The 25083-nt window shown below is 67.8% G+C and carries 22 protein-coding genes; 15 read left to right on the top strand and 7 right to left on the bottom strand.

Translation table 11 applies throughout. The features are described from left to right. Window positions 1–71: 71 nt before the first annotated feature. The gene (locus WJ35_RS02330) at window positions 72–350 is read right to left on the bottom strand and encodes a hypothetical protein (RefSeq protein ID WP_010092130.1); all 279 of its coding nucleotides are present in this window, start codon (window positions 348–350) and stop codon (window positions 72–74) included. A 257-nt stretch (window positions 351–607) separates the two neighbouring features. On the opposite strand from WJ35_RS02330, the gene ompR reads away from it, so the two are divergent. The 4 genes from ompR (at window position 608) to WJ35_RS02310 (ending at window position 4092) form a co-directional block, all read left to right on the top strand. Continuing rightward, the gene (ompR, locus tag WJ35_RS02325; protein ID WP_370542727.1) at window positions 608–1342 is read left to right on the top strand and encodes a two-component system response regulator OmpR; all 735 of its coding nucleotides are present in this window, start codon (window positions 608–610) and stop codon (window positions 1340–1342) included. A 40-nt stretch (window positions 1343–1382) separates the two neighbouring features. Then, entirely contained in the window at window positions 1383–2741 is a 1359-nt protein-coding gene (locus WJ35_RS02320; RefSeq protein ID WP_010092129.1) for an ATP-binding protein, read from the top strand. Window positions 2742–2939: 198 nt separating this feature from the next. Continuing rightward, entirely contained in the window at window positions 2940–3488 is a 549-nt protein-coding gene (locus WJ35_RS02315; RefSeq protein ID WP_010092128.1) for a peroxiredoxin, read from the top strand. A 76-nt stretch (window positions 3489–3564) separates the two neighbouring features. Then, window positions 3565–4092 (top strand): carboxymuconolactone decarboxylase family protein, encoded by a 528-nt coding sequence (locus WJ35_RS02310; protein WP_059750586.1) that lies wholly within the window; start codon window positions 3565–3567, stop codon window positions 4090–4092. Between the two features lie 145 nt (window positions 4093–4237). Here the strand turns inward: WJ35_RS02310 and ispF are convergent, their stop codons facing one another. Together ispF and ispD are read right to left on the bottom strand one after the other, a co-directional pair. Further along, window positions 4238–4723 carry a 2-C-methyl-D-erythritol 2,4-cyclodiphosphate synthase gene (gene ispF, locus WJ35_RS02305; RefSeq protein ID WP_060234991.1) on the bottom strand — a complete coding sequence of 162 codons (486 nt, stop codon included), beginning with the start codon at window positions 4721–4723 and terminating at the stop codon, window positions 4238–4240. A gap of 28 nt (window positions 4724–4751) precedes the next feature. Then, entirely contained in the window at window positions 4752–5462 is a 711-nt protein-coding gene (gene ispD / locus WJ35_RS02300) for a 2-C-methyl-D-erythritol 4-phosphate cytidylyltransferase (protein WP_060234992.1), read from the bottom strand. Window positions 5463–5569: 107 nt separating this feature from the next. Here ispD and mfd point away from each other — a divergent pair, with 107 nt between their 5' ends. The 3 genes from mfd (at window position 5570) to WJ35_RS02285 (ending at window position 11477) form a co-directional block, all read left to right on the top strand. Beyond that, window positions 5570–9046 (top strand): transcription-repair coupling factor, encoded by a 3477-nt coding sequence (mfd, locus tag WJ35_RS02295; protein ID WP_060234993.1) that lies wholly within the window; start codon window positions 5570–5572, stop codon window positions 9044–9046. 123 nt (window positions 9047–9169) lie between these two features. After that, window positions 9170–10399, top strand: a complete 1230-nt coding sequence (argE, locus tag WJ35_RS02290; RefSeq protein WP_060234994.1) for an acetylornithine deacetylase — start codon at window positions 9170–9172, stop codon at window positions 10397–10399. Window positions 10400–10460: 61 nt separating this feature from the next. Further along, a complete protein-coding gene (locus tag WJ35_RS02285; RefSeq protein WP_069238673.1) occupies window positions 10461–11477 on the top strand; it encodes a threonine/serine dehydratase in 1017 nt (338 codons plus the stop codon). 402 nt (window positions 11478–11879) lie between these two features. On the opposite strand, the gene WJ35_RS02280 is transcribed toward WJ35_RS02285, so the two are convergent. Beyond that, window positions 11880–14396 carry a penicillin-binding protein 1A gene (locus WJ35_RS02280; protein ID WP_069239381.1) on the bottom strand — a complete coding sequence of 839 codons (2517 nt, stop codon included), beginning with the start codon at window positions 14394–14396 and terminating at the stop codon, window positions 11880–11882. Between the two features lie 448 nt (window positions 14397–14844). Between WJ35_RS02280 and WJ35_RS02275 the strand changes: the two genes are divergently transcribed. From WJ35_RS02275 to WJ35_RS02260, 4 genes are all read left to right on the top strand, one after another. Next, entirely contained in the window at window positions 14845–15525 is a 681-nt protein-coding gene (locus WJ35_RS02275) for a PspA/IM30 family protein (protein ID WP_010092117.1), read from the top strand. 75 nt (window positions 15526–15600) lie between these two features. After that, window positions 15601–16809 (top strand): tetratricopeptide repeat protein, encoded by a 1209-nt coding sequence (locus tag WJ35_RS02270; protein WP_060234997.1) that lies wholly within the window; start codon window positions 15601–15603, stop codon window positions 16807–16809. 226 nt (window positions 16810–17035) lie between these two features. Continuing rightward, complete coding sequence (mscL, locus tag WJ35_RS02265) at window positions 17036–17467, top strand: large conductance mechanosensitive channel protein MscL (protein ID WP_010092114.1); 432 nt, start codon at window positions 17036–17038, stop codon at window positions 17465–17467. Window positions 17468–17800: 333 nt separating this feature from the next. Next, complete coding sequence (locus WJ35_RS02260; protein ID WP_010092113.1) at window positions 17801–18247, top strand: hypothetical protein; 447 nt, start codon at window positions 17801–17803, stop codon at window positions 18245–18247. Between the two features lie 61 nt (window positions 18248–18308). Here WJ35_RS02260 and WJ35_RS02255 read toward each other — a convergent pair whose 3' ends face one another. After that, entirely contained in the window at window positions 18309–19241 is a 933-nt protein-coding gene (locus WJ35_RS02255) for an NAD(P)-dependent oxidoreductase (protein WP_196222083.1), read from the bottom strand. A gap of 91 nt (window positions 19242–19332) precedes the next feature. Between WJ35_RS02255 and WJ35_RS02250 the strand changes: the two genes are divergently transcribed. After that, window positions 19333–19542, top strand: a complete 210-nt coding sequence (locus tag WJ35_RS02250) for a dodecin (RefSeq protein ID WP_010092111.1) — start codon at window positions 19333–19335, stop codon at window positions 19540–19542. A 207-nt stretch (window positions 19543–19749) separates the two neighbouring features. Next, on the top strand, window positions 19750–20679 hold the full coding sequence (locus tag WJ35_RS02245; RefSeq protein ID WP_010092110.1) for a LysR substrate-binding domain-containing protein: 930 nt from the start codon (window positions 19750–19752) through the stop codon (window positions 20677–20679). A gap of 70 nt (window positions 20680–20749) precedes the next feature. Here the strand turns inward: WJ35_RS02245 and WJ35_RS02240 are convergent, their stop codons facing one another. Beyond that, complete coding sequence (locus tag WJ35_RS02240) at window positions 20750–22174, bottom strand: 8-oxoguanine deaminase (protein ID WP_069238672.1); 1425 nt, start codon at window positions 22172–22174, stop codon at window positions 20750–20752. Between the two features lie 527 nt (window positions 22175–22701). Between WJ35_RS02240 and uraH the strand changes: the two genes are divergently transcribed. Then, a complete protein-coding gene (gene uraH / locus WJ35_RS02235; protein WP_060235000.1) occupies window positions 22702–23055 on the top strand; it encodes a hydroxyisourate hydrolase in 354 nt (117 codons plus the stop codon). 52 nt (window positions 23056–23107) lie between these two features. Then, entirely contained in the window at window positions 23108–24301 is a 1194-nt protein-coding gene (locus tag WJ35_RS02230; protein ID WP_069238671.1) for a urate hydroxylase PuuD, read from the top strand. Window positions 24302–24882: 581 nt separating this feature from the next. On the opposite strand, the gene WJ35_RS02225 is transcribed toward WJ35_RS02230, so the two are convergent. Then, the gene (locus WJ35_RS02225) at window positions 24883–25080 is read right to left on the bottom strand and encodes a hypothetical protein (protein ID WP_069238670.1); all 198 of its coding nucleotides are present in this window, start codon (window positions 25078–25080) and stop codon (window positions 24883–24885) included. Between the last annotated feature and the right edge of the window lie 3 nt (window positions 25081–25083).

Genomic DNA, 25083 nt, shown 5'->3' with positions numbered 1-25083 from the left:
CATCCGGTGAGCGAAAGTTGACTGCAAAATTGCTACGGAATTTTTCCGGCGGCGGGCGGAAACAGCGCGAATCAGCGCTTGTACAGTTCGCGGACGGCGTCCTCGATGTGCTGGCGCAGCAAGTGGCGCTCCTCGGGCGTCATGTGCCCGTCGCGGCGGCGCTGTTCGAGATCGGGAGGCACGGCGGAGCGGGCAACGGCATCGGCGCGGTCGGCCTGCTGCGCCGCCTTGCCGCGGGGCAGCTTGCGCGACGAAGCGCCCGGCTCGGGGCGTTGCGCATATGCGAAGTTCGACGCACACGGACCGGCGAGCGCGATCGTCAGCATCAGTGCAATCCGGGCAGATCGCATGACCGTCCTCGCTTCTTTGGTCGATTTGTTCCCTACGTCACGCGGCAACCGGCTACCTCTGGTACTTGAAAAACCCTGCGGAAATCGGGCGTGCAAACCATGAAAGATTAAGTGCAGCAGTATCCACCGAATTTCGTCTTCGAGTAAAGGAATCTCTATAGCCTGCCTTTACTCCGCGCCACACCACGGGTAAATTTTGTAACTGACTGTAACGTGCCAAAATCCCCGGCCGCGCGCCATTTCCCATTCGCGATAAGATGCCGTTCATGGAAACGAAAAACCCCTCCAAGATTCTCGTCGTCGACGACGACCCGCGCCTGCGCGATCTGCTGCGCCGCTATCTGGGCGAGCAGGGCTTCAATGTGTACGTCGCGGAAAACGCGACCGCGATGAACAAGCTGTGGGTCCGCGAGCGTTTCGACCTGCTCGTGCTCGACCTGATGCTGCCCGGCGAGGACGGCCTGTCGATCTGCCGCCGCCTGCGCGGCAGCAACGACCGCACGCCGATCATCATGCTGACCGCCAAGGGCGAGGACGTCGACCGCATCGTCGGCCTCGAGATGGGCGCCGACGACTACCTGCCGAAGCCGTTCAACCCGCGCGAGCTCGTCGCGCGCATCCACGCGGTGCTGCGCCGCCAGGCGCCGGCCGAGCTGCCGGGCGCGCCGTCGGAAACGACCGAGGTGTTCGAGTTCGGCGAGTTCTCGCTGAATCTCGCGACTCGCACGCTGACGAAGTCCGGCCAGGAAATTCCGCTGACGACCGGCGAATTCTCGGTGCTGAAGGTGTTCGCGCGCCATCCGCGCCAGCCGCTGTCGCGCGAGAAGCTGATGGAGCTCGCGCGCGGCCGCGAATACGAAGTGTTCGATCGCAGCCTCGACGTGCAGATCTCGCGCCTGCGCAAGCTGATCGAACCGGACCCGGGCAGCCCGCGCTTCATCCAGACCGTCTGGGGCCTCGGCTACGTGTTCATCCCGGACGGCGCGGCCTGACCTTCCCTTCTTCCGGCATCGCCTGTCCACGGCCCGTCCCATGCGTATCGACCGGCGCCTTGTGCAGCTCGCCTTCGGCGGGCTGTTCTGGCGCACCTTCCTGCTGATCGCGCTGCTGATCTCGGTCAGTCTCGCGGCGTGGTTCCAGAGCTTTCGCGTGATCGAGCGCGAGCCGCGCGCGCAGCGCGTCGCGCTCCAGCTCGTCGCGATCGTCAAGCTCACGCGCACCGCGCTGCTCTATTCCGATCCCGACCTGCGCCGCGCGCTGCTGCAGGATCTCGAGAGCAACGAAGGCGTGCGCGTGTATCCGCGCGAGAAGACCGACAAGTTCAGGCTGCAGCCCGACGAGTCGCTGAACCGCCTGATCGAGCACGACATCCGCAGCCGGCTCGGCGACGATACCGTGATCGCGCAGACGGTCAACGACATCCCCGGCGTGTGGATCAGCTTCAAGATCGACGACGACGACTACTGGGTCGCACTCGACCGCGAGCAGCTCGACACCGTCACGGGGCTGCAGTGGGCCGGCTGGGGGCTGTTCGCGCTCGCGCTGTCGCTGTTCGGCTCCGCGTTCATCACGAGCCTCGTGAACCGGCCGTTCTCGCGCCTCGCGCTCGCCGCGCGCCAGGTCGGCTCCGGCCAGGCGCCCGAGCGGCTGCCGGAGCGCGGCATGGGCGTCGCCGCCGACACCAACCGCAGCTTCAACCAGATGGTGCGCGACCTCGAACAGCTCGAGGCCGACCGCGCGCTGATGCTCGCGGGCATCTCGCACGACCTGCGCACGCCGCTCGCGCGGCTGCGCCTCGAAACCGAGATGAGCCCGTCCGACCAGGCGACCAAGGACGCGATGGTCGACGACATCGAACAGATGGACCGCATCATCGCCGCGTTCATCGACTACGCGCGCCCGACGCAGCGCCGGCCCGAGCCCGTCGACCTGTCGACGATCGTGCAGGAAGTCGCCGCGCGCATCTCGGGCGAGGACGGCGTGCAGATCCAGACGCGGCTCGCGCCCACCGCCGTCATCGAGGCCGACGAGACCGACATGCGGCGCGTGATCGGCAACCTCGTCGAGAACGCGCGCAAGTACGGCCAGAGCCGGCAGGACGGCGTCGCGCGCATCACGCTCGAGACGCGCGTGTCGCACGCGCGGGTCGAGCTGTCGGTCAGCGACGAAGGCCCCGGCATCCCGGAGGACCAGCTGCCGCTCGTGATGCGGCCGTTCTACCGCGTCGATACCGCCCGCACCAAGGCGGACGGCACGGGCCTCGGAATGGCCATCGTGCAACGCCTCGTCGGCCGCTACCGCGGCGCATTGCGCCTGCGCAACCGCAGTCCGGAACCCGGGCTCGAAGTCACGCTCGAATTCCCCGGCGGCAAGGCGCGTGCGACTGCGTGACGCGCACAGGCACGCGTATTGCGCCGCACACTATCGACCCGGTTGACAAAATCTATGAGGGTCGTTAGTCAAAATCTATTGAGGCGTTCAGTCAATAGTGTTATAGTCTTCCCCATGCTGTCACATCACCGTTGCAGCACCGAGGTAGCTTGACTCAAGTCTTCTTCCCAACTCATTCATTCATACAGGAGTAGCCGCATGAAAACCGTGGGCGATAAACTCGAAGCTTTCACCGTCGTAGCCGCGAAGCCGGGCTTCAACCACCACGAGGAAAACGGCCAGTCGGCGTTCGAGACCATCACCGAAGCGTCGTTCCCGGGCAAGTGGAAGATCATCTACTTCTATCCGAAGGATTTCACGTTCGTGTGCCCGACGGAAATCGTCGAGTTCGCGAAGCTGACGAAGCAGTTCGAAGAGCGCGACGCCGTCCTGCTCGGCGGCAGCTCGGACAACGAGTTCGTCAAGCTCGCATGGCGCCGTGAGCACAAGGACCTGAACAAGCTGAACCACTACTCGTTCGGCGACGTCAAGGGCGAGCTGATCGACCAGCTCGGCGTGCGCGACAAGGAAGCCGGCGTGGCGCTGCGCGCGACGTTCATCGTCGATCCGGACAACACGATCCAGCACGTTTCGATCAACAACCTGAACGTCGGCCGTAACACGGACGAAATCCTGCGCATTCTGGACGGCCTGCAAACGGACGAACTGTGCCCGTGCAACCGCTCTGTCGGTGGCGCAACGCTGTAAGCGCATCGATGCACGAAGCCCGTGGCGCACTTGCTGCCTGCGGGCTTTTTTAACGGCCAACCCATAGGAGATATCAATGGAATTCATCGACTCGATTAAGGCACGTATCCCCGACTACGCGAAGGACATTCGCCTGAACCTCGACGGCACGATCTCGCGCTCATCGCTCGAAGGCAACGACGCGGTCGGCGTCGCGCTGGCGGCGGCGTTCGCGGCCAAGAGCACGGCGATCGTGAAGACGATCCGCGAAGCCGGCGTGCTGTCGCCCGAGGAAACCAACGCGGCGCTGACCGCGGCCGCGCTGATGGGGATGAACAACGCCTGGTATCCGTATGTCGAGATGGCCGACGACGCCGACCTGAAGACCCAGCGCGCCGAGCTGCGGATGGGCGCGTATGCGTCGCACGGCGGCGTCGACAAGCGCAAGTTCGAGATGTATGCGCTCGCCGCGTCGATCGTCGGCAAGTGCCACTTCTGCGTGAAGTCGCACTATGCGCTGCTGAAGAACGAACAAGGCATGACCGTCACGCAGCTGCGCGACGTCGGCCGCATCGCGTCGGTGATCAACGCCGCCGCGCAGGTGATCGCCGCCGAAGGCGAATAAGGCGCGCCGCGCGAGCCGCACGGCGCGCGCAACCAGCAAAAACGCCACGCGGGCCTGCCCCGCGTGGCGTTTTTCATTTCCGCAAGCGTTTGCAGCGCGGGCTGCGTCGCCGCGCTGTCGCGCGAGCCAGCCCCGCCGCGGCCCGTCAGCCGCCCTGCTTCACCAGCAGCGCGGCGGCCTGCGCCTCGATGCCCTCGCCGCGGCCGAGATAGCCGAGCTTCTCGTTGGTCTTCGCCTTCACGTTCACGCGCTCGAGCGGCAGGCCGAGATCCTCGGCGATGTTCGCGCGCATCCCGTCGATATGCGGCGCGAGCTTCGGCGCCTGCGCGATCACGGTGCTGTCGACGTTCCGGATCGTGAAGCCCGCTGCCTTCACGCGCGCCGCGCATTCGCGCAGCAGCACGCGGCTGTCCGCGCCCTTGAAGGCCGCGTCGGTGTCGGAGAAGTGGCGGCCGATGTCGCCGAGCGCCGCCGCGCCGAACAGCGCGTCGGTGAGCGCGTGCAGCAGCACGTCCGCGTCCGAGTGGCCGAGCAGGCCGCGCTCGTACGGAATCGTCACGCCGCCGATGATGAGGGGGCGCCCCGGGACGAGCTGGTGCACGTCGTAGCCTTGTCCGATTCTGAAATCCATGCGTGTTCCGATTGAGATTGAGTGGGGGTCAGGTGGATTGCGGGGCGCGCGCGAGGATCGCTTCCGCCAGCGCGAAGTCTTCCGGATACGTGACCTTGAAGTTGCGCAGGCTGCCCTGCACGACGCGCGGCGTATGGCCGGCCCATTCGATCGCGCTCGCCTCGTCGGTCAGGTCGTGCCCTTCCCGCTGCGCCTGCAGGATCGCTTCGCGCAGCATGCCGATGCGGAACATCTGCGGGGTCTGCGCCTGCCACAGCGCGTCGCGCGACTCGGTGCGCGCGATCGCGTCGCCGCCGGCCGGCACGCGCTTCAACGTATCCGCGACCGGCAGCGCGACGATCCCGCCGACCGGGTCGTCCTTCAGCGTCACAACCAACGTGCGGATCAGCTGCGGCGTGATGCCGGGGCGCGCGGCGTCGTGCACGAGCACCCAGTCGTGGTCGGTCGCGCCGAATTCGGTCAGCTCCAGGAGGCCGTTCAGCACCGACGCCTGCCGGGACGCGCCGCCGCAGCGGCGCACCGCGAAGCGCAGGCCGGCAAAGCGGCGCGCGTCGAAATGCGTGTCGTCGGGCGCGAGGACGACGAGCGTCTGCGCGAACTCGCTGCACCCGTCGAACGCGGCGAGCGTGTAATGCAGGAGCGCGCGCCCGGCGAGCGTGCGGTATTGCTTCGGCACGGCCGAGCCGGAACGGCTGCCCGTGCCGGCGCAGGGAATCAGGGCAAAGAGTCGGGGAGTCACGAAATGAAACGCCGGAAAGGTGAAATCGAGAAGCGGATTTTATAATAGGTCTTTCGTCTCGACCGGCGCACCGCGATGCGCCTCGCGCCCGCTACCCTGCCGTCCCTATGCCAGACAACGCTTCCAACCCGTTCGCGTCGCCCGTCGCACGCGTCAAGCCCGGCCAGCGCTTCGCCTTCGACGGCGCCCACGGCTCCGCCGATGCGCTCGCCATCGCCCGCTATCTTGCCGACAATCGCCACGACCTGCCGCTGCTCGCGGTGATCTGCGCGAACGCGGTCGACGCGCAGCGCCTCGCGCAGGAGATCGGCTACTTCTCCCCCGACGCGCGCGTGCGCCTGCTGCCGGACTGGGAAACGCTGCCGTACGACACGTTCTCGCCGCACCAGGACCTCGTGTCCGAGCGGCTCGCCACGCTGCACGACCTCGGCGAAGGACGCTGCGACGTGCTGCTCGTGCCGGCGACGACCGCGCTGTACCGGATGCCGCCCGCGTCGTTCATGGCGGCCTACACGTTCGCGTTCGCGCAGGGCGAGCGGCTCGACGAGGCGAAGCTGAAGGCGCAGCTCACGCTCGCCGGCTACGAGCACGTGAGCCAGGTCGTGCGGCCCGGCGAATACTGCGTGCGCGGCTCGCTGATCGACCTGTTCCCGATGGGCTCGCCGCTGCCGTACCGGATCGACCTGTTCGACGACCAGGTCGACTCGATCCGCGCGTTCGATCCGGACACGCAGCGCAGCCTCTACCCGGTGCGCGACGTGCGTCTGCTGCCGGGCCGCGAATTCCCGTTCGACGAGGCCGCGCGCACCGCGTTCCGCAGCCGCTGGCGCGAGACCTTCGAAGGCGACCCGAGCCGCGCGCCGATCTACAAGGACATCGGCAACGGCGTGCCGTCGGCCGGCATCGAGTATTACCTGCCGCTGTTCTTCGACGAAACGGCGACGCTGTTCCACTACCTGCCGCAGGGCGCGCACCTCGTGTTCACGGGCGACCTCGACGCGGCGATCCGCCGCTTCACCGCCGACACGAAGCAGCGCCACGCGTTCCTGTCGCACGACCGCGAGCGGCCGATCCTCGAGCCGCAGCGCCTGTTCCTGTCGGACGAGGATTTCTTCGCGTTCGCGAAGCCGTTCGCGCGCGTCGTGCTGCCCGCGCAGCCGGCGGGCGGCTGGGCGACCGGCCTGCCCGAGCTCACGGTCGACCGCCATGCCGACGATCCGCTCGTCGCGCTGCGCACGTTCATCGACACGTCGGGCAAGCGCGTGCTGCTGACCGTCGAATCGGCCGGCCGCCGCGAAACGATCCTGCAGCTGCTCGCCGAGCACCATCTGCGGCCGGCGTCGAACGACCACTTCGCCGGCTGGCTCGCGAGCGACGACCGCTTCGCGCTCGGCGTCGCGCCGCTGTCCAGCGGCTTCGCGGTGCCGGGCGAAGGCTATGCGATCGTCACCGAGACCGAGCTGTACGGCGCGCTCGGCCGCCGCGCGGGGCGCCGCCGCCAGGAGCAGGCGAGCAACGTCGACGCGATGGTGCGCGACCTGTCCGAGCTGAAGGTCGGCGACCCGGTCGTGCACGCGCAGCACGGCATCGGCCGCTACATGGGCCTCGTGTCGATGGATCTCGGCGAAGGCGAGACGGAATTCCTGCATCTCGAATACGCGGGCGACAGCAAGCTCTACGTGCCGGTCGCGCAATTGCACGTGATCTCGCGCTACAGCGGCGCCGATCCGGACAGCGCGCCGCTGCACGCGCTCGGCTCGGGCCAGTGGGAGCGCGCGAAGCGCAAGGCCGCGCAGCAGATCCGCGACACCGCGGCCGAACTGCTGAACCTGTACGCGCGCCGCGCGGCCCGCGAGGGCCACGCGTTCGCGCTCGACCCGCGCGACTACGTGAAGTTCGCGGAGAGCTTCGGCTTCGAGGAGACGCCGGACCAGGCCGCGGCGATCGCGGCCGTGATCGGCGACATGACGAGCGGCAAGCCGATGGACCGCCTCGTGTGCGGCGACGTCGGCTTCGGCAAGACGGAAGTCGCGCTGCGCGCCGCGTTCATCGCGGTGCTGGGCGGCAAGCAGGTCGCGCTGCTGTCGCCGACCACGCTGCTCGCCGAGCAGCACACGCAGACCTTCGCGGACCGCTTCGCCGACTGGCCGGTGCGGATCGTCGAGCTGTCGCGCTTCAAGACCGCGAAGGAAGTCAACGCGGCGATCGCGCAGATCAACGAAGGCAGCGTCGACATCGTGATCGGCATGCACAAGCTGCTGTCGTCGGACGTGCAGTTCAAGCGCCTCGGCCTCGTGATCATCGACGAGGAGCACCGCTTCGGCGTGCGCCAGAAGGAAGCGCTGAAGGCGCTGCGCGCGGAGGTCGACGTGCTGACGCTGACCGCGACGCCGATTCCCCGCACGCTCGGGATGGCGCTCGAGGGCCTGCGCGACTTCTCGGTGATCGCCACCGCGCCGCAGAAGCGGCTCGCGATCAAGACCTTCGTGCGCCGCGAGGAGGAAAGCGTGATCCGCGAGGCGATGCTGCGCGAGCTGAAGCGCGGCGGCCAGGTGTACTTCCTGCACAACGAGGTCGAGACGATCGAGAACCGCAAGGCGATGCTGGAGGAGCTGGTGCCCGAGGCGCGCATCGCGATCGCGCACGGCCAGATGCACGAGCGCGAGCTCGAGCGCGTGATGCGCGATTTCGTCGCGCAGCGCGCGAACGTGCTGCTGTGCACGACGATCATCGAGACCGGCATCGACGTGCCGAGCGCGAACACGATCATCATGCACCGCTCGGACAAGTTCGGCCTCGCGCAGCTGCACCAGCTGCGCGGCCGCGTCGGCCGCTCGCACCACCAGGCGTATGCGTACCTGCTCGTCCACGATCCGCAGGCGCTGACCAAGCAGGCGCAGCGCCGGCTGGAAGCGATCCAGCAGATGGAGGAGCTCGGCTCGGGCTTCTACCTCGCGATGCACGACCTCGAGATCCGCGGCACCGGCGAGGTGCTCGGCGACAAGCAGTCGGGCGAGATCCACGAGATCGGCTTCCAGCTGTACACGGAGATGCTGAACGACGCGGTGAAGGCGCTGAAGAACGGCAAGGAGCCCGACCTCACCGCCCCGCTCGCCGCGACGACCGAGATCAACCTGCACGCGCCCGCGATCCTGCCGGCCGACTACTGCGCGGACGTGCAGGAGCGGCTGTCGCTGTACAAGCGCCTCGCGAACTGCGAGCACGGCGACGCGATCGACGGCATCCAGGAAGAGCTGATCGACCGCTTCGGCAAGATGCCGCCGCAGGCGCACGCGCTCGTCGAGACGCACCGGCTGCGGCTCGCCGCGAAGCCGCTCGGGATCACGAAGATCGATGCGAGCGAGGTCGCGATCGGGCTGCAGTTCGTGCCGAATCCGCCGATCGATCCGATGCGGATCATCGAGATGGTGCAGAAGCATCGCCACATCAAGCTCGCGGGACAGGACAAGCTGCGGATCGAGACGCGCTCGCCGGATCTCGCGGTCCGCGTGTCGACGATCAAGGAGACGCTGCGCGCGCTCGGTCATTCGAACCGGCAGGACGCGGCCGCCGCATCGCGCTGAGCGGCCGCTTCGGCGGCCCGCCGACCCGAAAAGCGCCGCGTTGCTGCAGCGCATCGCGGCCCGCGAGAGCGGGCCGCAGCGTTTTTGAGTATGATTTTCGCATTCATCCGACGGAGTTGAGCCATGCCCACCCTCGACGCGACGGCGCCGGCCGCTGCCGACCATGTCGACCACGACGACGCATCGCTCGTCAGCCTGCCGTGGATCACGCAGCTCGTTTCGATGGACACGACGAGCCGCGTGCCGAACCTCGGCCTGATCGAAACGGTGCGCGACGCGCTCGCCGCGCGGGGCATCGCGTCCGTGATCACGCACGATCCGCGCAAAGGCTGGGCCAACCTGTTCGCGACCGTCCCCGCGCATGACGGCGCGACCGACGGCGGCATCGTGCTGTCCGGGCATACCGACGTCGTGCCCGTCGACGGCCAGCAGTGGGACAGCGACCCGTTCCGGCCGGAACTCCGCGACGGCCGCCTGTACGGCCGCGGCACCTGCGACATGAAGGGCTTCATCGGCGCGGCGCTCGCGCTGCTGCCCGAGATGCAGGCGGCGAAGCTCGCGAAGCCGATCCATTTCGCGCTGTCCTACGACGAGGAAATCGGCTGCGCGGGCGCGCCGCTGATGATCGCGGATCTGGTCAGGCGCGGCGTGAAGCCGTCCGGCTGCATCGTCGGCGAGCCGACCGGGATGCGCCCGATCATCGCGCACAAGGGCATCAACGCGTACCGCTGCTGCGTGCGCGGCCACGCGGCGCACTCGTCGCTGACGCCGAAGGGGCTGAACGCGATCGAATACGCGGCGCGCCTCATCTGCCACATCCGCGACATCGCCGACCGATTCCGCGCCGAAGGCCCGTTCGACGCGCTCTACGACGTGCCGTTCTCGACCGCGCAGACGAGCACGATCCAGGGCGGCAACGCGATCAACACGGTGCCGGCCGAATGCCGTTTCGATTTCGAATTCCGCAACCTGCCGACGCTCGATCCGGAGCCGATCTTCGCGCGCATCGAAGCCTATGCGCAGGAAACGCTGCTGCCGCAGATGCGGCGCGAGCATCCGAACGCGGCGATCGAATTCTCGAAGATCGCCGCGGCGCCCGGTCTCGACGCGACCGAGCAGGCGGCGATCACGCAGCTCGTGCGCGCGCTGACCGCCGACCAGGACAAGCGCAAGGTCGCGTACGGCACCGAGGCCGGCCTGTTCGAACGCGCGGGCATCCCGAGCGTCGTGTGCGGGCCCGGCTACATCGAGCAGGCGCACAAGCCGAACGAGTACGTGGAGCTCGCGCAACTGGCCGAATGCGAGCAGTTCCTGCGCAAGTTCATCCGCAGCATGTCGGTCGACGCGCACTGACCGTTTCCCGCCACGCCGGCTCGCGTGGGCGGGCCGGTTCACTCCCCCCACACGCCAGGCCATGTCGACACCACAACAGGGCACCGCCCACACGATCGACGGCGAGCCGATCCCGACGCTCGACGAAATCGCCGCGCAGCACTTCGCGCTGTCGCCATGGGTCTCGCGCACACCGGTGTTCGAGCGCGCCGACCTGCCTTCGCTCGAAGGCACGCACGTCAACTTCAAGTTCGAACTGCTGCAGGCCAGCGGCAGCTTCAAGGCGCGCGGCGCGTTCACGCACCTGCTCGCGCTCGACGAGGCGCGCCGCAATGCCGGGGTCACCTGCGTGTCGGCCGGCAACCATGCGGCGGCGGTCGCGTATGCGGCGATGCGGCTCGGCAGCAGCGCAAAGGTCGTGATGTTCCATACCGCGAGCCCGACGCGCATCGCGCAATGCAAGCAGTACCGCGCGGAGGTCGTGCTGGCGGCGAGCGCGTCGCAGGCGTTCGATCTGGTGCGCCGGATCGAGGCCGAGGAAGGCCGCTTCTTCATCCATCCGTTCAACGGCTATCACACCATCCTCGGCACCGCGACGCTCGGCTACGAATGGGCGACGCAGACACCCGACCTCGACGCGGTGATCGTGCCGATCGGCGGCGGCGGGCTCGCGGCCGGCGTGTCGACCGCGCTGCGGCTCGCGAATCCGCGCGTGCACGTGTATGGCGTCGAGCCTGACGGCGCCGACGCAATGAGCCGCAGCTTCGCGGCCAACCACACGGTCAAGATGGCCGCGATGCACACGATCGCCGATTCGCTGATGGCGCCGCACACCGAGGAATACAGCTACCAGCTGTGCCGCCGCCACATCGACAGCATCGTCACCGTCTCGGACGACGCGCTGCGCACGGCGATGCTGTACCTGTTCTCGCACCTGAAGGTCGCCATCGAGCCGGCCTGCGCGGCGGCGATGGCCGCCCTGCTCGGCCCGCTGCGCGAGACGCTGCAGGGCAAGCGGGTCGGCGTGCTGCTGTCGGGCACCAACACCGATCCGGTCACGCTCGGCATGCACCTCGCGCACGCGCAGTTGCAGCGCTGAACGCGCTCGCGACGCTCAGGGTTATCCCCAGTTTTTGTTGACAGCCCTGTTGATAACCCGCCGCACCTCTCCGCAAGTGGTTGAGCGCGCAGCGTTTTACGTGCGCGCACGGGGCCGGACGCAAAATAGGCAGATGCGGCCGGCGAACGCGATCCCTCGGCGCTTTGCGCGGCGCACCCGACCCTTCGTGATCCCGATCATCGCCGTCCGTTGCATCGCGGCGATCCGCCACGCGTAGCGCGGGCGATTCCTCACACGAACCATCGAACCATCGGCGTGCGCGTCGCGCCGGCACCCGACCGCCGGTCTGCTCGGGTTCGCGATCGACGTCGACGCGCGGCCGCACGCAAACGAAACGGGCGCCCGAAGGCGCCCGTTGCAGTCGACACGTCAGTGTTCCGCTTACTTGCTCTCGAACATGTCCATGATCTGCTGCTTCTCCTGCGCGGTCACGGGCGGCGGCGCCAGGCCCGCCACGCCGGCCGAGCCGAGCGCGTCGTTCGCGCTCATCGCATTGGCCGCCGGGTTGATGTCGACGCTCGCGACGAAGCCGGCGCCCGGCGTGCGATCCGCGTAGTACAGCTCGCCGTCGATCGTCGTCAGTCCGTCAGGCATCGGCATCGGCTGCTCCGGTACGCCCTGCAGCGCGGTGCGCATGTAGCCCACCCAGATCGGCAGCGCGAGCTGCGCGCCGAATTCGCGGCTGCCGAGGCTCTTCGGCTGGTCGAAGCCCATCCACGCGACCGCGACGAGCGACTGCTGATAGCCGGCGAACCAGCCGTCCTTCGCGTCGTTGGTCGTACCCGTCTTGCCCTGCAGGTCGCCGCGCCCCAGCACGTTGGAGCCGGCGCCCGTGCCGGCCGTCGCGACCGTGTGCAGCAGGCTGTTCATCACGTACGCGTTGCGGCCTTCGATCGTGCGCGGCGCGGTGCCGCCGGCGATCACCGGCTGCGCCTTCTGCAGCGGCTGGCCGCGCGCGTCGTCGACTTCGGCGATCAGGTACGGATCGACCTTGTAGCCGCCGTTCGCGAACACCGCGTAGCCGGTCGCGAGCTGCAGCGGCGTGACGAGCCCCGCGCCGAGCGCCATCGGCAGGTACGGCGGCGTCTTCGCCGGATCGAAGCCGAAGCGCTGCGTCACGTACTCCTGTGCGTACTGCGTGCCGATCGACGCGAGAATGCGGATCGACACGAGGTTCTTCGAACGCTGCAGGCCGGTGCGCATCGACATCGGGCCGTCCGGCTGGTCGTCGTCCTTCGGCTCCCACGCGGTGCCGCCCGGCACGCTCGGCGGGAAATACAGCGGCGCGTCGTTGATGATCGTCGCCGGCCCGAGCCCCTTGTCGAGCGACGCCGAGTAGACGAACGGCTTGAACGACGAGCCCGGCTGCCGCCATGCCTGCGTCACGTGGTTGAACTTGCTCTTGTTGTAGTCGAAGCCGCCGACGAGCGAGCGGATCGCGCCGTCCTGCGGCGCGATCGCGACGAGCGCGCCCTCGACCTGCGGCAGCTGCACGACCTGCCAGCCCGTCTTCGCGTCCTTCAGCACACGCACGATCGAGCCGGGCTTGATCTTCAGCGTGGCGTTCGCGCGCGGCCCGAGCGCCGCTGCGACGAAGCGCAGCCCGCCCGCGCCGATCGTGGCCGTCGCGCCGCCGACGAACTGCACCTCGACCGCGTTCGGCGCGGCGGCCAGCACCACCGCCGACTGCAGGTCGCCGTTGTCCGGGTGATCGGCGAGCGCGTCGTCGATCGCCTCGTCGCGGTCGTCGCCGGCCGCCGGCAGCGTGATGAAGCCTTCCGGCCCGCGGTAGCCGTGGCGGCGCTCGTAATCGAGAATGCCGCGCCGCACGGCCTGGTACGCCGCTTCCTGGTCCGCCGCATTGATCGTCGTCGTGACCGTCAGGCCGCGCGTATACGTCTCGTCCTTGTACTGCGCGTACATCATCTGCCGCACCATCTCGGCGACGTACTCGGCATGCACCGCGTACTGGTTGCCCGGGGTGCGCACGTGGATCTCTTCCTTGATCGCCTGGTCGTACTGCGGCTGCGTGATGTAGCCGACCTCGCGCATCCGCTTCAGGATGTATTCCTGACGCACCTTCGCGCGCTTCGGATTGACGACCGGGTTGTACGCGGACGGCGCCTTCGGCAGGCCCGCCAGCATCGCGGCTTCCGCCAGCGTGATGTCCTTCAGGTCCTTGCCGAAGTAAACCCGCGCAGCCGCGGCGAAACCGTACGCGCGCTGGCCGAGGTAGATCTGGTTCATGTACAGCTCGAGGATCTGGTCCTTCGTCAGGGCCTTCTCGATCTTGTACGCGAGCAGCATTTCGTAGATCTTGCGCGTGTAGGTCTTCTCGCTCGACAGGAAGAAGTTGCGCGCGACCTGCATCGTGATCGTGCTCGCGCCCTGGCGCGCGCCGCCGTGCATCAGGTCGGCGACGCCGGCACGCAGGATGCCGAGGAAGTCGACGCCGCCGTGTTCGTAGAAGCGGTAGTCCTCGATCGCGAGCACCGCCTTCTTCATCACGTCGGGAATCTCCTGGAAGCGCACGAGGCTGCGGCGCTCCTCGCCGAATTCGCCGATCAGCACGTGATCGGCGGAGTAGACGCGCAACGGCACCTTCGGCTGGTAGTTCGTCAGCGCATCGAGCGACGGCAGCTGCGGCGCCATCACGACGAGCGCATAGCCGACGATCAGCGCGCCGACGACGGCCAGCGTGGCGAACAGGCCGACGAACCACAGCGCGACGCGCGAGCGGAACGAGCGGCGGCCCCCGCCGCCGCCGTCATGCGACCCGCCGCGGTGCGCATCGCGGTCGTCGTCATCGGTGTAATAGGCTCCCGCGGGCGAACGGCGCAGCGTGTAGTGAGGTTCGTTCCTGGCGGGAGAAGAAGGCGGTCGTTTGATAATTGGCATGTCGGAATGGCGGGCGCGCATTGCGCCCTCGGACGCATGCGGAATGCAAGCGGATGAATCGAGAGAGAGTGCATCGTGACACATTCGTCACGTCGACAGACCGCGTCGCGCGGCGATCCGTTCCCGCGACGTGACAGCGCATTTTAATGAAATCAATCGATTGGCTTCGCGATTTTTTGTAAAAATTCCCGCGCCGCGGCGCTGCGCGCGCCATTTTGCCCGCCTGCCCGGCCTATCATGAACACGAAACCCGCGCGCCCGGGCTTTCAATCATGAAAGACTCGGCGCGCGGTTTTCCGGCCCGGAATTCGCATCGCTTGAACTTGCACGTTTAAGCCGTATTTAAGTGATCCGGTGGTGTAATATCCGCCGGCAATCGCGGGCCGGAACCGGCACCGCCGAGGGCCACGCCGCTACGATGCGGCGCCTTTCACACACGGAGGATTTCATGTCGCTTTTCGACTCTATTTCGCGCACGCTCAAGGGCTTGCTGAACGACGCGGCCGACTCGGTGCAGGACCCGTCGCGCGACGCACGGCAGATCGTGCGAGAGCTCGACGACAGCATCGGCCGCGCCGAGAACTCGCTGATCGAGATCGAGGCGCAGGTCGCGACCCAGCGCAGCAAGCGCGATGCGGCCGACGACAAGGTGAAGAAGTACGAGGACGGCGCCAGGCGCGCGCTGCAGTCGGGCGACGAGTCGCTCGCGCGCGAAGCGCTCGGCGCGCAGGCGAACGCCGAGGCGGAGCGCGATGCGCTCGCCGCCGAACTCGCGACGCTCGAGCCGTCGGTCGACAGGCTGAAGGGGCAGATCGCCGAGATGCGCCAGCGCCGCAACGACCTGAACGCCCGCTCGAACATCCTGCAGGCGAAGCAGGAAATCGCGCAGGCGAAGGACGTCGCGGCCACCGCGCTCGGCGGGATCGGCGGCAAGAACCTGTCGGAAGATTTCCAGAAGCTCGAGGACAAGGTCGCGCTGCAGAACGCGCGTTCGGACGCCCGCCTCAATTCGGCCGACACGTCGAGCGGCAAGGCGCTCGACGACAAGCTCGCCGCGCTGAACAAGGGCCCGTCGGTCGAGGATCGACTCGCTGCGCTGAAGAAGCAGCTCGATACGCCCGCGCAGTAACGGCGCGCGCCGCCCGGGGTGCCGGCGCGGCGCGCATCGATCCCAAGGAGACGGGCGCGCGCGCCCGGTTCGATCATGAAGAAATCCCTCGCCGCTCTCGGCTTCGCGCTGCTGACGTTGTCGTCCGCCGCGTTCGCGGTACCGTCGCTGCAGCAGGTCGAACAGTCGATCGCGCAGCGCGACTGGCAGCGCGCCGACACGCAGCTGTCGCAAGTCATCGACGCGCATCCGAACAACGCGCACGCGCACTACCTGTATGCACAGGTGCTCGATCGCGAAGGCCGTGCGTCCGACGCGCTCGCGCAGCTGCAACGTGCGAAGACGCTCGATCCGCAGTTGCGGTTCACCGATCCGTCGCGCTTCGCGCAGACGGAAGCGCGCATCCGCGCGGACGCCGGCCGCGTGAGCAACGCGCCGTCCATGAGCAACGCGCCGTCGGCAAGCGCCCGGAGCGGTACGCTTCAGTCGTCGCTCGCGCCCGCGGAAAAGCACGGGCCGTCGGCCGGCATGTGGATCGGCCTTGGCCTGATCGTCGCGGTGATCGCGCTGGTGCTGCGCTGGACGCTGCGGCGCGCGCGCTCGGCCGGCGACACGCGCGCCGACGACGAACGCCGCGCGCAATTGAAGCGCGCAACCGACGTGCTCAACGGCATCCGCCCGCTCAAGCTCGACGCGCGCCTGTCGACGGCGCCCGGCGCCGCCGCGCTGACGAGCGAGCTCGAGGGGATCGAGACCGACGCGCGCGAACTCGTCGAGGCGCTGTCGAACGGCAAGAACCCGGTGCCGTCGTACCGCGTCGACGAGCTCGAGAAACGCCACGCGAGCGTGAAGGCGCGCGTCGAAGGCCGGCCCGATCCGGCCGCGCCGGCGAGCGCGCCGGCCGGCGGCAGCGGCTCGGTGTTCGCGCAGGAAGCGGACCGCCTGAGCGGCGCGCAGGGCCAGCCGTACCCGCCGCAGCAGGTTCCGCCCCCTTACCCACCGCAATATCCGCCGCAGTATCCACCGCAGCAGCAACCGCCCGTCGTGATCCAGCAAGGTGGCGGCGGCTTCGGCGGCGGCATGGGCGGACTCCTGACCGGCGTGCTGCTCGGCCAGGCGATGTCCGGCGGCCGCGACCGCGTAATCGAACGCGAGGTGATCGTCGACGACGAGCACCGCCGGCGCGAAGCCGATCCGGGCTTCGACCTCGGCCGCGGCGACGATACGAACTGGGACGACGGCAGCAGCGGCAACAGCAGCAACGTCGATCTCGGCAGCAACGACGACGGCTGGACGGACACCTGATCGTCACGACCCGGGGCGCTGCCGCATCGCGCGCCGGCGTCCCGCGCGAGCGGGCTCCGCAACGCCGGAACCCGCTCGCGGCACCGATTTGTCAATCATTTCAAGATGGGCTATCGGCAATGGGGCACGTTCGCTATCATGCGGCCATCGGCGTGCCACCGACCCTGAATTCGACGCAACGCGTCACGGCACGCCTTCCCTTGCCCCAACCAGGAGAAAGCCGCTCATGAGCATCATCAAGGAATTCAAGGAGTTCGCCGTCAAGGGCAACGTGATGGATCTCGCCGTCGGCGTGATCATCGGCGGCGCGTTCTCGAAGATCGTCGACTCGATCGTGAAGGACCTGATCATGCCGGTCATCGGCGTCCTGACGGGCGGCCTGGATTTCTCGAACAAATTCGTACTGCTCGGCACGATCCCGCCGTCGTTCAAGGGTAATCCCGATTCGTTCAAGGACCTGCAGGCCGCGGGCGTCGCGGCGTTCGGCTACGGTTCGTTCATCACCGTGCTGATCAACTTCATCATCCTCGCGTTCATCATTTTCCTGATGGTGAAATTCATCAACAAGCTGCGCAAGCCCGCGGAAGCCGCGCCGGCCGCGACGCCGGAAGACATCGTGCTGCTGCGCGAGATCCGCGATTCGCTCAAGCAGCGCTGAGCAACTGGCCGCCGTCGTCAGCCAGGCCCGCCGTGTGCGGGCCTTTTTGTTGCCGCGCGCCATGCGGGACGCCACGCCGGCGCCTCGCATTTTTTTGTGACGAGCGGATGCACGCGCCGGGAAACCGGGTCTATGATGGAGACTAAACGACAGTACAGGCGCCAAGCGCTGACTGTGTCGGTGGCGAGCAGGTCGACGGGAGACATCGATCGTCGCACTGCACGAGCGCAGCATTTTCGTGTGCTATAAAGGATCGACATGCGGCGTACATAGCCGGGAGTGGGTCGCATGAAAATGCCGCATTTCTTGCAATTGTTTTTGAGGCGAGTGTTTATGTCCTTCCCGAAGAAACGTCGACGCGCGCAGCAGGATGGCCAGGAATCGTTCCTCGCGGTATTGCGCCACTCGAAACCGTTCGCCCAGCTCGACACCAAGATCGCGCGCGCCCGCGCGCAGGACGAACCGGTGCTGTACGCGCATGTGCTTCCCGGCCTGGACGTGCTCCTGTGCAGCGTGCGCGGCGCGCAGCCGCCATACCCGGCGATCGCCGAACTGCGCAAGCGCTGCATCGAATCGATCGCCAACGCGCTCGAACAGCCGCTCGACGGCCTCGAAAACGGCGGCTACTGGTACGAGTCCAACGGCTTCGGCTTCCTCGTGTTCGCGAGCCGCGCCCGTGCGCGCATCCTGCCCGAATTTGGTGCAGGCGCGAAAGCGAGCCTGCGCAGCGGACTCGGTCGACAGAACGCCGGGGACACGACGCCCCGCTCGCTCGGCTGATTCAACGCCGGTTTTCGATGGGCCGCCTCCGGGCGGCCCATCCGCCATTCATGCGTTGCCGTCACGCCTGCCGGCGCCGGTTCCCCGGCCTGACGATATCGATGAACGCGGCGAAGTCCGCATCGGCGAGCCCCATCGCCGCGCCGAGCCTCAGCACCTGCTGGACGGTGGCCGACACCGGCATCACCGCGCCCGTGTCGCGCGCCGCATCGGCAATCGTGTCGACGTCCTTCTGAAACGTGCCGAGCGCGCCGATCGGAGTGTGTCCGCCCGAGGTCATGCGCGGCACGAACGTCTGCAGCAGCACCGAATCCGCCCAGCCGCCGGCAAGCGCTTGCGCGAGGCGCGCGGCGTCGATGCCGCTCGCCTGCGCGAGACCCACCGCCTCTGCGATCGCGGTGACGGTCGCGGTGACGATCGCCTGGTTGCACAGCTTCGCGGTCTGGCCCGCGCCCGCGTCGCCCATGTGCGTGATGCGCGCGGCGTACGCATCGATCAGCGGCCGCACCGCATCGAGATCCTCCGCGCGGCCGCCCGCCATCACTGCGAGCGTGCCGGCCTGCGCGCCGGGCACGCCGCCCGACACCGGCGCGTCGACCCAGCCGACGCCGAGGTCCGCCGCGCGCTTCGCATAATCGCGCGTCACGCCGGGCGGAATGCTCGAGTGGTCGACGATGCGCCGCACGCGGCGCGCCGCCGAGTCGCCGGACAGCAGGCCGTCCGGGCCGAACACGACGTCGCCGACCGCGCGCGCGTCCAGCACGCACAGCAGCACCGTTTCGACCTGCTCCGCCAGCGCGCGCGGCGTGTCGACGACCTGCGCGCCGTCGGCCGCGAGCGCCTCCGATTTCGCGCGCGTGCGATTCCACACGCCGACGCGGTGACCCGCCGCCAGCAGATGCCGAATCATCGGCGCGCCCATCAATCCCGGTCCGCAAAATCCGACTTCCACGATGCCTCGTCTCCGATATGGGTTGAACTTGCCGCCCATCATACCTATCACTCAAGAAGCCGGACGCATTCCGCACGTGGCTGCGCTTGTGCGCTGCGCCCGCGGCGGAACCCGACACGACAGGGAGCGCATCATGAGCGACCACATTTATAAGCTGATCGAACTGACCGGCTCGTCGCGGGAGTCGAGCGACGATGCGATCCGCAACGCCATCGCGAAAGCCGCGTCGACGCTGCATAACCTGCACTGGTTCCAGGTGACCGAGACGCGCGGCCACATCGAAGGCAACCAGGTGATTCACTGGCAGGTGACGCTGAAAGTCGGCCTGCGCATCGACGACTGACGCGCGAGCGCCGCGTCACGCCTCATGCCCCCCGGATGCGCGCCCCGCGCATCCGCGCACCCTTCATGCGCCCCGCGCCCGCCGCGGTCGCTGCCGTGCCGGCGGCCCCGTGCGGGTATCCATCGCTTGACGCTCTTTTTCGTTCATATTAAAAACCATATACCCCATCCACCTCTCGATCAGCCCGGGCATATAAACGGAGAAATCATGAGTCAGCAACGCGAGGCGATCGACACGTACCTCTTGCGCGTCTTGCACACCCTGTTGATGGAGCGCAGCGTCACGCGCGCGGCCGTCAAACTGAACCAGTCGCAACCGGCGATCAGCGCGGCGCTGCGGCGCCTGCGCGACATCACCGGCGACCCGCTGCTCGTGCGCGGCAAGTCCGGCATGGTGCCGACCGAATACGGGCTGCGCCTGCTGGAGCCCGTGCAGAACGCGCTGCGCGAGATCGAGCGGATCAAGTTCCAGCAGCACAGCTTCGATCCGGCGACGTCGATCCGCTGCTACCGGATCGGCTGCCCCGACTACCTGAACGTGCTGTTCGTGCCGACCGTCGTCGAGCGCTTCCGCCAGGCCGCGCCGAACGCGACGCTCGAGTTCCACTCGCTCGGCCCCGCGTTCGACTACGAGCTCGCGCTCGAGGACGGCAAGCTCGACATCGTGGTCGGCAACTGGCCGGAGCCGCCGGAGCAGCTGCACCTGTCGAACCTGTTCGTCGACGAGATCGTCTGCCTGATGAGCAACACGCATCCGTTCGCGAAGCGCGGCGGCCTCACGCTCGACCAGTACCTGAACGCGCCGCACCTCGCGCCGACGCCCTACTCGGTCGGCCAGCGCGGCGCGATCGACGTGCACCTCGCGCGCGAGCGGCTGAAGCGCCACGTGGTCGTCACGCTGCCTTACTTCAACCTCGCGCCGTACGTGCTCGTGAAGTCCGACCTGATCTTCACGACGACGCGGCTGTTCGCCGATCACTACGCGAAGTTCCTGCCGCTGTCGGTCGTGCCGGCGCCGCTCGACTTCCCGCCGATGCAGTATTACCAGCTCTGGCACGAACGCTGCCATTACTCCGACGAAGTGCGCTGGCTGCGCGGCCTCGTCGCCGAGGCCACCCGCACGCTGATCGAGGCATAACGGCACGCGCGTGCTGCCGCCGGCCACCGCCGCGCACCATGACGGCGCGTGGCGGCGGCTAGCCGCGGCGTCAGCGCGACGCGTCGACGAGCGCCTGCGCGAGCGCGTTGTGGCGCGCGATGACGGGCGGCAGGTCGAGCGTCGCAAGGCGTCCTTCGCGCACGACGACCTTGCCGTTCACGACCGTATACGCCGCCTGCGACGGCGCGCAGAACACCAGCGCCGCGACCGGATCGTGCAGCGCGCCCGCGAACAGCGGCTGGCGCAGGTCGAACGCGGCGAAGTCGGCCGCCATGCCGGGCTTCAATGCGCCGATGTCGTCGCGGTTCAGCACCTTCGCGCCGCCCAGCGTCGCGATTTCGAGCGCCTCGCGCGCGGTCATCGCATCCGGCCCGAAGCCGACGCGCTGCAGCAGCAGCGCCTGGCGCACTTCCGCGACCATCTGCGCGCCGTCGTTGGACGCCGAGCCGTCGACCCCGAGCCCGACCGGCACGCCCGCAAGCCGCATCTTCTTCACCGGCGCGATGCCCGACGCGAGCCGCATGTTCGAGCAAGGACAGTGCGCGACGCCCGTGCCCGTGCGTGCGAACAGGCCGATGCCGGCATCGTCGAGCTGCACGCAGTGCGCATGCCACACGTCGTGCCCGACCCAGCCGAGATCCTCCGCGTATTCGGCCGGCGTCATCCCGAACTTCTCGCGGCTGTACGCGATGTCGTTGACGTTTTCCGCAAGGTGCGTGTGCAGCGACACCCCATGCTCGCGCGCGAGCACGGCGGCGTCGCGCATCAGCTCGCGGCTCACCGAGAACGGCGAGCACGGCGCGACGACCACGCGCAGCATCGCGTAGCGCCCTGCGTCGTGGTAGGTCTCGATCAGCCGTTGCGCGTCGCGCAGGATGTCCGGCTCGCGCTCGACGACCGAATCGGGCGGCAGGCCGCCGTCGCGCTGGCCGACGCTCATCGCGCCGCGGCTTGCGTGAAAGCGCATGCCGATCCGCTGCGCGGCCGCGATGCTGTCGTCGAGCCGGCTGCCGTTCGGATAGATGTACAGATGATCGCTCGACGTCGTGCAGCCGGACTGCAGCAGCTCGGCCATCGCGGTCAGCGTCGACACTTCGATCATCTCAGGCGTCAGGTGCGCCCAGATCCGGTACAGGTTCGTGAGCCAGCCGAACAGCTCGGCGTTCTGCGCGGCCGGAATCGCGCGCGTCAGGCTCTGGTACATGTGGTGGTGCGTGTTCACGAGCCCCGGGATCACGACGTGCCCGCGCAGGTCGAGCACCTCGTCGGCCGTGTCGGGCAGTTCGGCGCTCGGGCCAACCGCGACGATCCGGTTGCCTGCGATGTAGAGCCCCGCGTCGCGCAGCTCACGGCGCGCGTCGTCCATGGTCACCAGCACGTCGGCGTGCTTGACCAGCAGGGTCTTCGGGCGGAATGGGGAATCGTGCGGCGCGCGGGCGGGCGCGGGCGCGCCGGAGTGCTGCTCGAGGTTCATGCGTTCTCCGCGTCGGTCTGCCCCAGGGCGGTTCCTGTGGGCGGTCACAAAGCCGTTCGAACGCTGATTCGCGGCACGCCCGGTGCCTGCGTCCGTTCGAACGCCATGGCCCGGTTACCCGGCGTGCTCGCCGTCTTCGGGGTGCGCGCCGGCCGGAGCCGACGCGCACGGCGGGAGGATCGCGCATGCGCGTGCGGCACACAATGCGCGATCCCGAATACCCGAGTTCACAGTTCCGATATGGTACGCGCGCAGCCGGTGCGCGGAGGCGTCCGGCCACGGGCGGGAACGGCGTCGGGACGGCGTTGGTCGAGTGGATTTCGCGCCGTCGACAGCCGTTCATGCGCGGCGCATTATCTTTGATATCGCGCCCGTATTTGCATGGGGAACGTTCTTACAATGCCTGCACGGCGCTCGCTTCAATCTCGTCGACGGGTATGTAGCCACGTGACGTGGAGCCTCGATCCGCCGCACGGTCAATGGATCGGGTCGCCGCCGAACCACGCATTCACACAAGGACACAACGAATGGGAAAGCTCACTACCCACGTACTCGATACGGCGCACGGTCGTCCCGGCGCCGCGCTCAAGGTGGACCTCTACGCGCTGGACGGCGAATCGCGCCGCGCGATCAAGACCGTGCTGACCAATAGCGACGGCCGCTGTGACGCGCCGCTGCTCGAAGGCGCCGCGCTCGCCGCCGGCGAATACGAGCTGGTGTTCCATGCCGGCGACTACTTCGCGTCGCTCGGCGTGAAGGTGCCCGAACCCCGTTTCGTCGATCGCGTCGTGCTGCGTTTCGGCATCGCCGACCCGGGCGCGCACTACCACGTGCCGCTGCTCGTGTCGCCGTGGTCGTACAGCACCTATCGCGGCAGCTGACACCGTATCGGCCGCCCGCAACAAGACAACGATCCGAGTCTGGAGGAGTTTCATGGAAGGCTTCATCACCGACTGGCTGAACCTCGCGCTGCGATGGCTGCACGTCATCGTCGCCATTGCGTGGATCGGCGAGTCGTTCTATTTCGTCGCGCTCGACAACAGCCTGAAGCCGCCGACCGACCCGAACCAGCGCAAGCGCGGTGTGTTCGGCGAGCTGTGGCACGTCCACGGCGGCGGTTTCTACAACATGCAGAAATACACGGTCGCCCCGCCGGAAATGCCGGATGACCTGCACTGGTCGAAGTGGCCGTCGTACACGACCTGGCTGTCGGGCTTCTCGCTGTTCTTCGTGCTGTACCTGCTCGCGCCGAACACGTACCTGATCGACAAGAGCGTGCTCGACATGGGCCCGGTGGTCGCCGTCGCGTCCGCGCTCGGCTTCCTCGCGGCCGGCTGGATCGTCTACGACTCGCTGTGCCGCATCCTCGGCACCAACGACCGCGTGCTCGGCATCTGCGTCGGCATCTACGTCGTCGCCGCCGCGTACCTCGCGTGCCACATCTTCGCGGGCCGTGCCGCGTACCTGATCGTCGGCGCGATGCTCGCGACGATCATGTCGGCGAACGTGTTCTTCGTGATCATCCCCGGCCAGCGCAAGATGGTCGACAAGATGCTCAAGGGCGAGGAGCCGAACCCGATCTACGGCAAGCGCGGCAAGCAGCGCTCGGTGCACAACACGTACTTCACGCTGCCCGTCGTGTTCGCGATGCTGTCGAACCACTATGCGATGACGTATACGAACAAGTTCAACTGGGTCGTGCTCGTGCTGATCATGCTGGCCGGCGCGCTGATCCGCCAGTTCTTCGTGATGCGTCACCGCGGCAAGCAGCTGTGGTACTTGCCGATCGGCGGCGTCGCACTGCTGTCGGGCGCGCTGGTGTGGACGATGCCGAAGCCCGTCGCGCCGGAAGCCCAGGCCGCGAACGCACCGAAGGTCGTGATCAACGACATCATGCCGATCCTGCAGCAGCGCTGCGTCGAGTGCCACTCGTCGAAGCCGACGCTGATGGGCAGCGCGCCCGCCGGCGTGATGTTCGACACGCCGGACGAAGTGTCGAAGAACGCGCAGCGCATCTACGAACAGGCCGTGCGCCTGAAGGCGATGCCGATCGGCAACGTCACGCACATGACCGACGACGAGCGCACGAAGCTCGCCGCGTGGTTCGAGGGTGGCGCGGTGAAGTGAGGCGCTGTGAGCCGGCGTGTGATCGCCGGTGCGATACGTTGGTGGATGCGGGCCCGGAAACGGGCCCGCTTTTTTTGGCACGTGCGAAGGCGCGAAGGTACGGCCGTCGCGCCAGCCGCGCATCGCTTCACGCTGCAGCACGAGCAGTAGATTCATGGGAGGTCGTCGAACGGCAGGAAGATGTGATCGTGATGCGTGACCGTCGTCACGGTACAGCTGCGCCCTGCTGTGAACGATGCGTAGAGAATGCGACGCGGCGCGATCGGAATGCGCGCTCAGCGCGATTCATGCGGCGCGGAAAAACACGGGCCGGTTGCGTCGCACGGCCGCCGTCTCGCGGCGGGCTTCCTGGTCGGCATCATGAATGGACCCGGAACGCTCGTTCCAGCTGCACGCCCATCACGATTGCAGCCCGAAGATTTGCGACGGGACGGCGAAACGGCGCTGTGCGAATCGCCGGACGGCGACACGAACACCAGCCAGCCGCGACGGTCATCGCGTCGGCTTCGACGAAACGCGACGATCGCTTCGAACGACGACGCCCCGTCCACTTCATGCTCAGCAAGGCTGCACGTTCGCTTTCAGATCGACGCACCGGCACCGGGCCGGCAACCGTACTTCACGCGCCAACGCGTCGCGACGATCGCATGCGCATCGGCGCGATCGAGCCACACGTACTGCCCTGCGTGTCGGTTCGTGGCCGTGCGCCGCACTGCCTCGCAGTGTTGCGCACGAATGCCGACCACCACCCACACCGCGATCCCCAAGCGCACCGACATAAA

It is taken from the genome of Burkholderia ubonensis (genome assembly GCF_001718695.1).
Lineage (GTDB): Bacteria > Pseudomonadota > Gammaproteobacteria > Burkholderiales > Burkholderiaceae > Burkholderia > Burkholderia ubonensis_B.
Note: the sequence above shows the minus strand (reverse complement) of the source record. Positions and strands in the feature narration are given on the sequence as shown.

Coding starts and splice junctions, on each gene's coding strand:
- WJ35_RS02280 (WP_069239381.1), bottom strand. CDS start 14,396: ATGCCAATTATCAAACGACCGCCTTCTTCTCCCGCCAGGAACGAACCT.
- WJ35_RS02230 (WP_069238671.1), top strand. CDS start 23,108: ATGGAAGGCTTCATCACCGACTGGCTGAACCTCGCGCTGCGATGGCTG.
- ompR (WP_370542727.1), top strand. CDS start 608: ATGCCGTTCATGGAAACGAAAAACCCCTCCAAGATTCTCGTCGTCGAC.
- WJ35_RS02255 (WP_196222083.1), bottom strand. CDS start 19,241: ATGATGGGCGGCAAGTTCAACCCATATCGGAGACGAGGCATCGTGGAA.
- WJ35_RS02330 (WP_010092130.1), bottom strand. CDS start 350: ATGCGATCTGCCCGGATTGCACTGATGCTGACGATCGCGCTCGCCGGT.
- WJ35_RS02315 (WP_010092128.1), top strand. CDS start 2,940: ATGAAAACCGTGGGCGATAAACTCGAAGCTTTCACCGTCGTAGCCGCG.
- uraH (WP_060235000.1), top strand. CDS start 22,702: ATGGGAAAGCTCACTACCCACGTACTCGATACGGCGCACGGTCGTCCC.
- WJ35_RS02250 (WP_010092111.1), top strand. CDS start 19,333: ATGAGCGACCACATTTATAAGCTGATCGAACTGACCGGCTCGTCGCGG.
- WJ35_RS02245 (WP_010092110.1), top strand. CDS start 19,750: ATGAGTCAGCAACGCGAGGCGATCGACACGTACCTCTTGCGCGTCTTG.
- WJ35_RS02320 (WP_010092129.1), top strand. CDS start 1,383: ATGCGTATCGACCGGCGCCTTGTGCAGCTCGCCTTCGGCGGGCTGTTC.
- WJ35_RS02225 (WP_069238670.1), bottom strand. CDS start 25,080: ATGTCGGTGCGCTTGGGGATCGCGGTGTGGGTGGTGGTCGGCATTCGT.
- WJ35_RS02260 (WP_010092113.1), top strand. CDS start 17,801: ATGTCCTTCCCGAAGAAACGTCGACGCGCGCAGCAGGATGGCCAGGAA.
- WJ35_RS02310 (WP_059750586.1), top strand. CDS start 3,565: ATGGAATTCATCGACTCGATTAAGGCACGTATCCCCGACTACGCGAAG.
- WJ35_RS02270 (WP_060234997.1), top strand. CDS start 15,601: ATGAAGAAATCCCTCGCCGCTCTCGGCTTCGCGCTGCTGACGTTGTCG.
- argE (WP_060234994.1), top strand. CDS start 9,170: ATGCCCACCCTCGACGCGACGGCGCCGGCCGCTGCCGACCATGTCGAC.
- WJ35_RS02285 (WP_069238673.1), top strand. CDS start 10,461: ATGTCGACACCACAACAGGGCACCGCCCACACGATCGACGGCGAGCCG.
- WJ35_RS02275 (WP_010092117.1), top strand. CDS start 14,845: ATGTCGCTTTTCGACTCTATTTCGCGCACGCTCAAGGGCTTGCTGAAC.
- ispF (WP_060234991.1), bottom strand. CDS start 4,723: ATGGATTTCAGAATCGGACAAGGCTACGACGTGCACCAGCTCGTCCCG.
- WJ35_RS02240 (WP_069238672.1), bottom strand. CDS start 22,174: ATGAACCTCGAGCAGCACTCCGGCGCGCCCGCGCCCGCCCGCGCGCCG.
- mscL (WP_010092114.1), top strand. CDS start 17,036: ATGAGCATCATCAAGGAATTCAAGGAGTTCGCCGTCAAGGGCAACGTG.
- mfd (WP_060234993.1), top strand. CDS start 5,570: ATGCCAGACAACGCTTCCAACCCGTTCGCGTCGCCCGTCGCACGCGTC.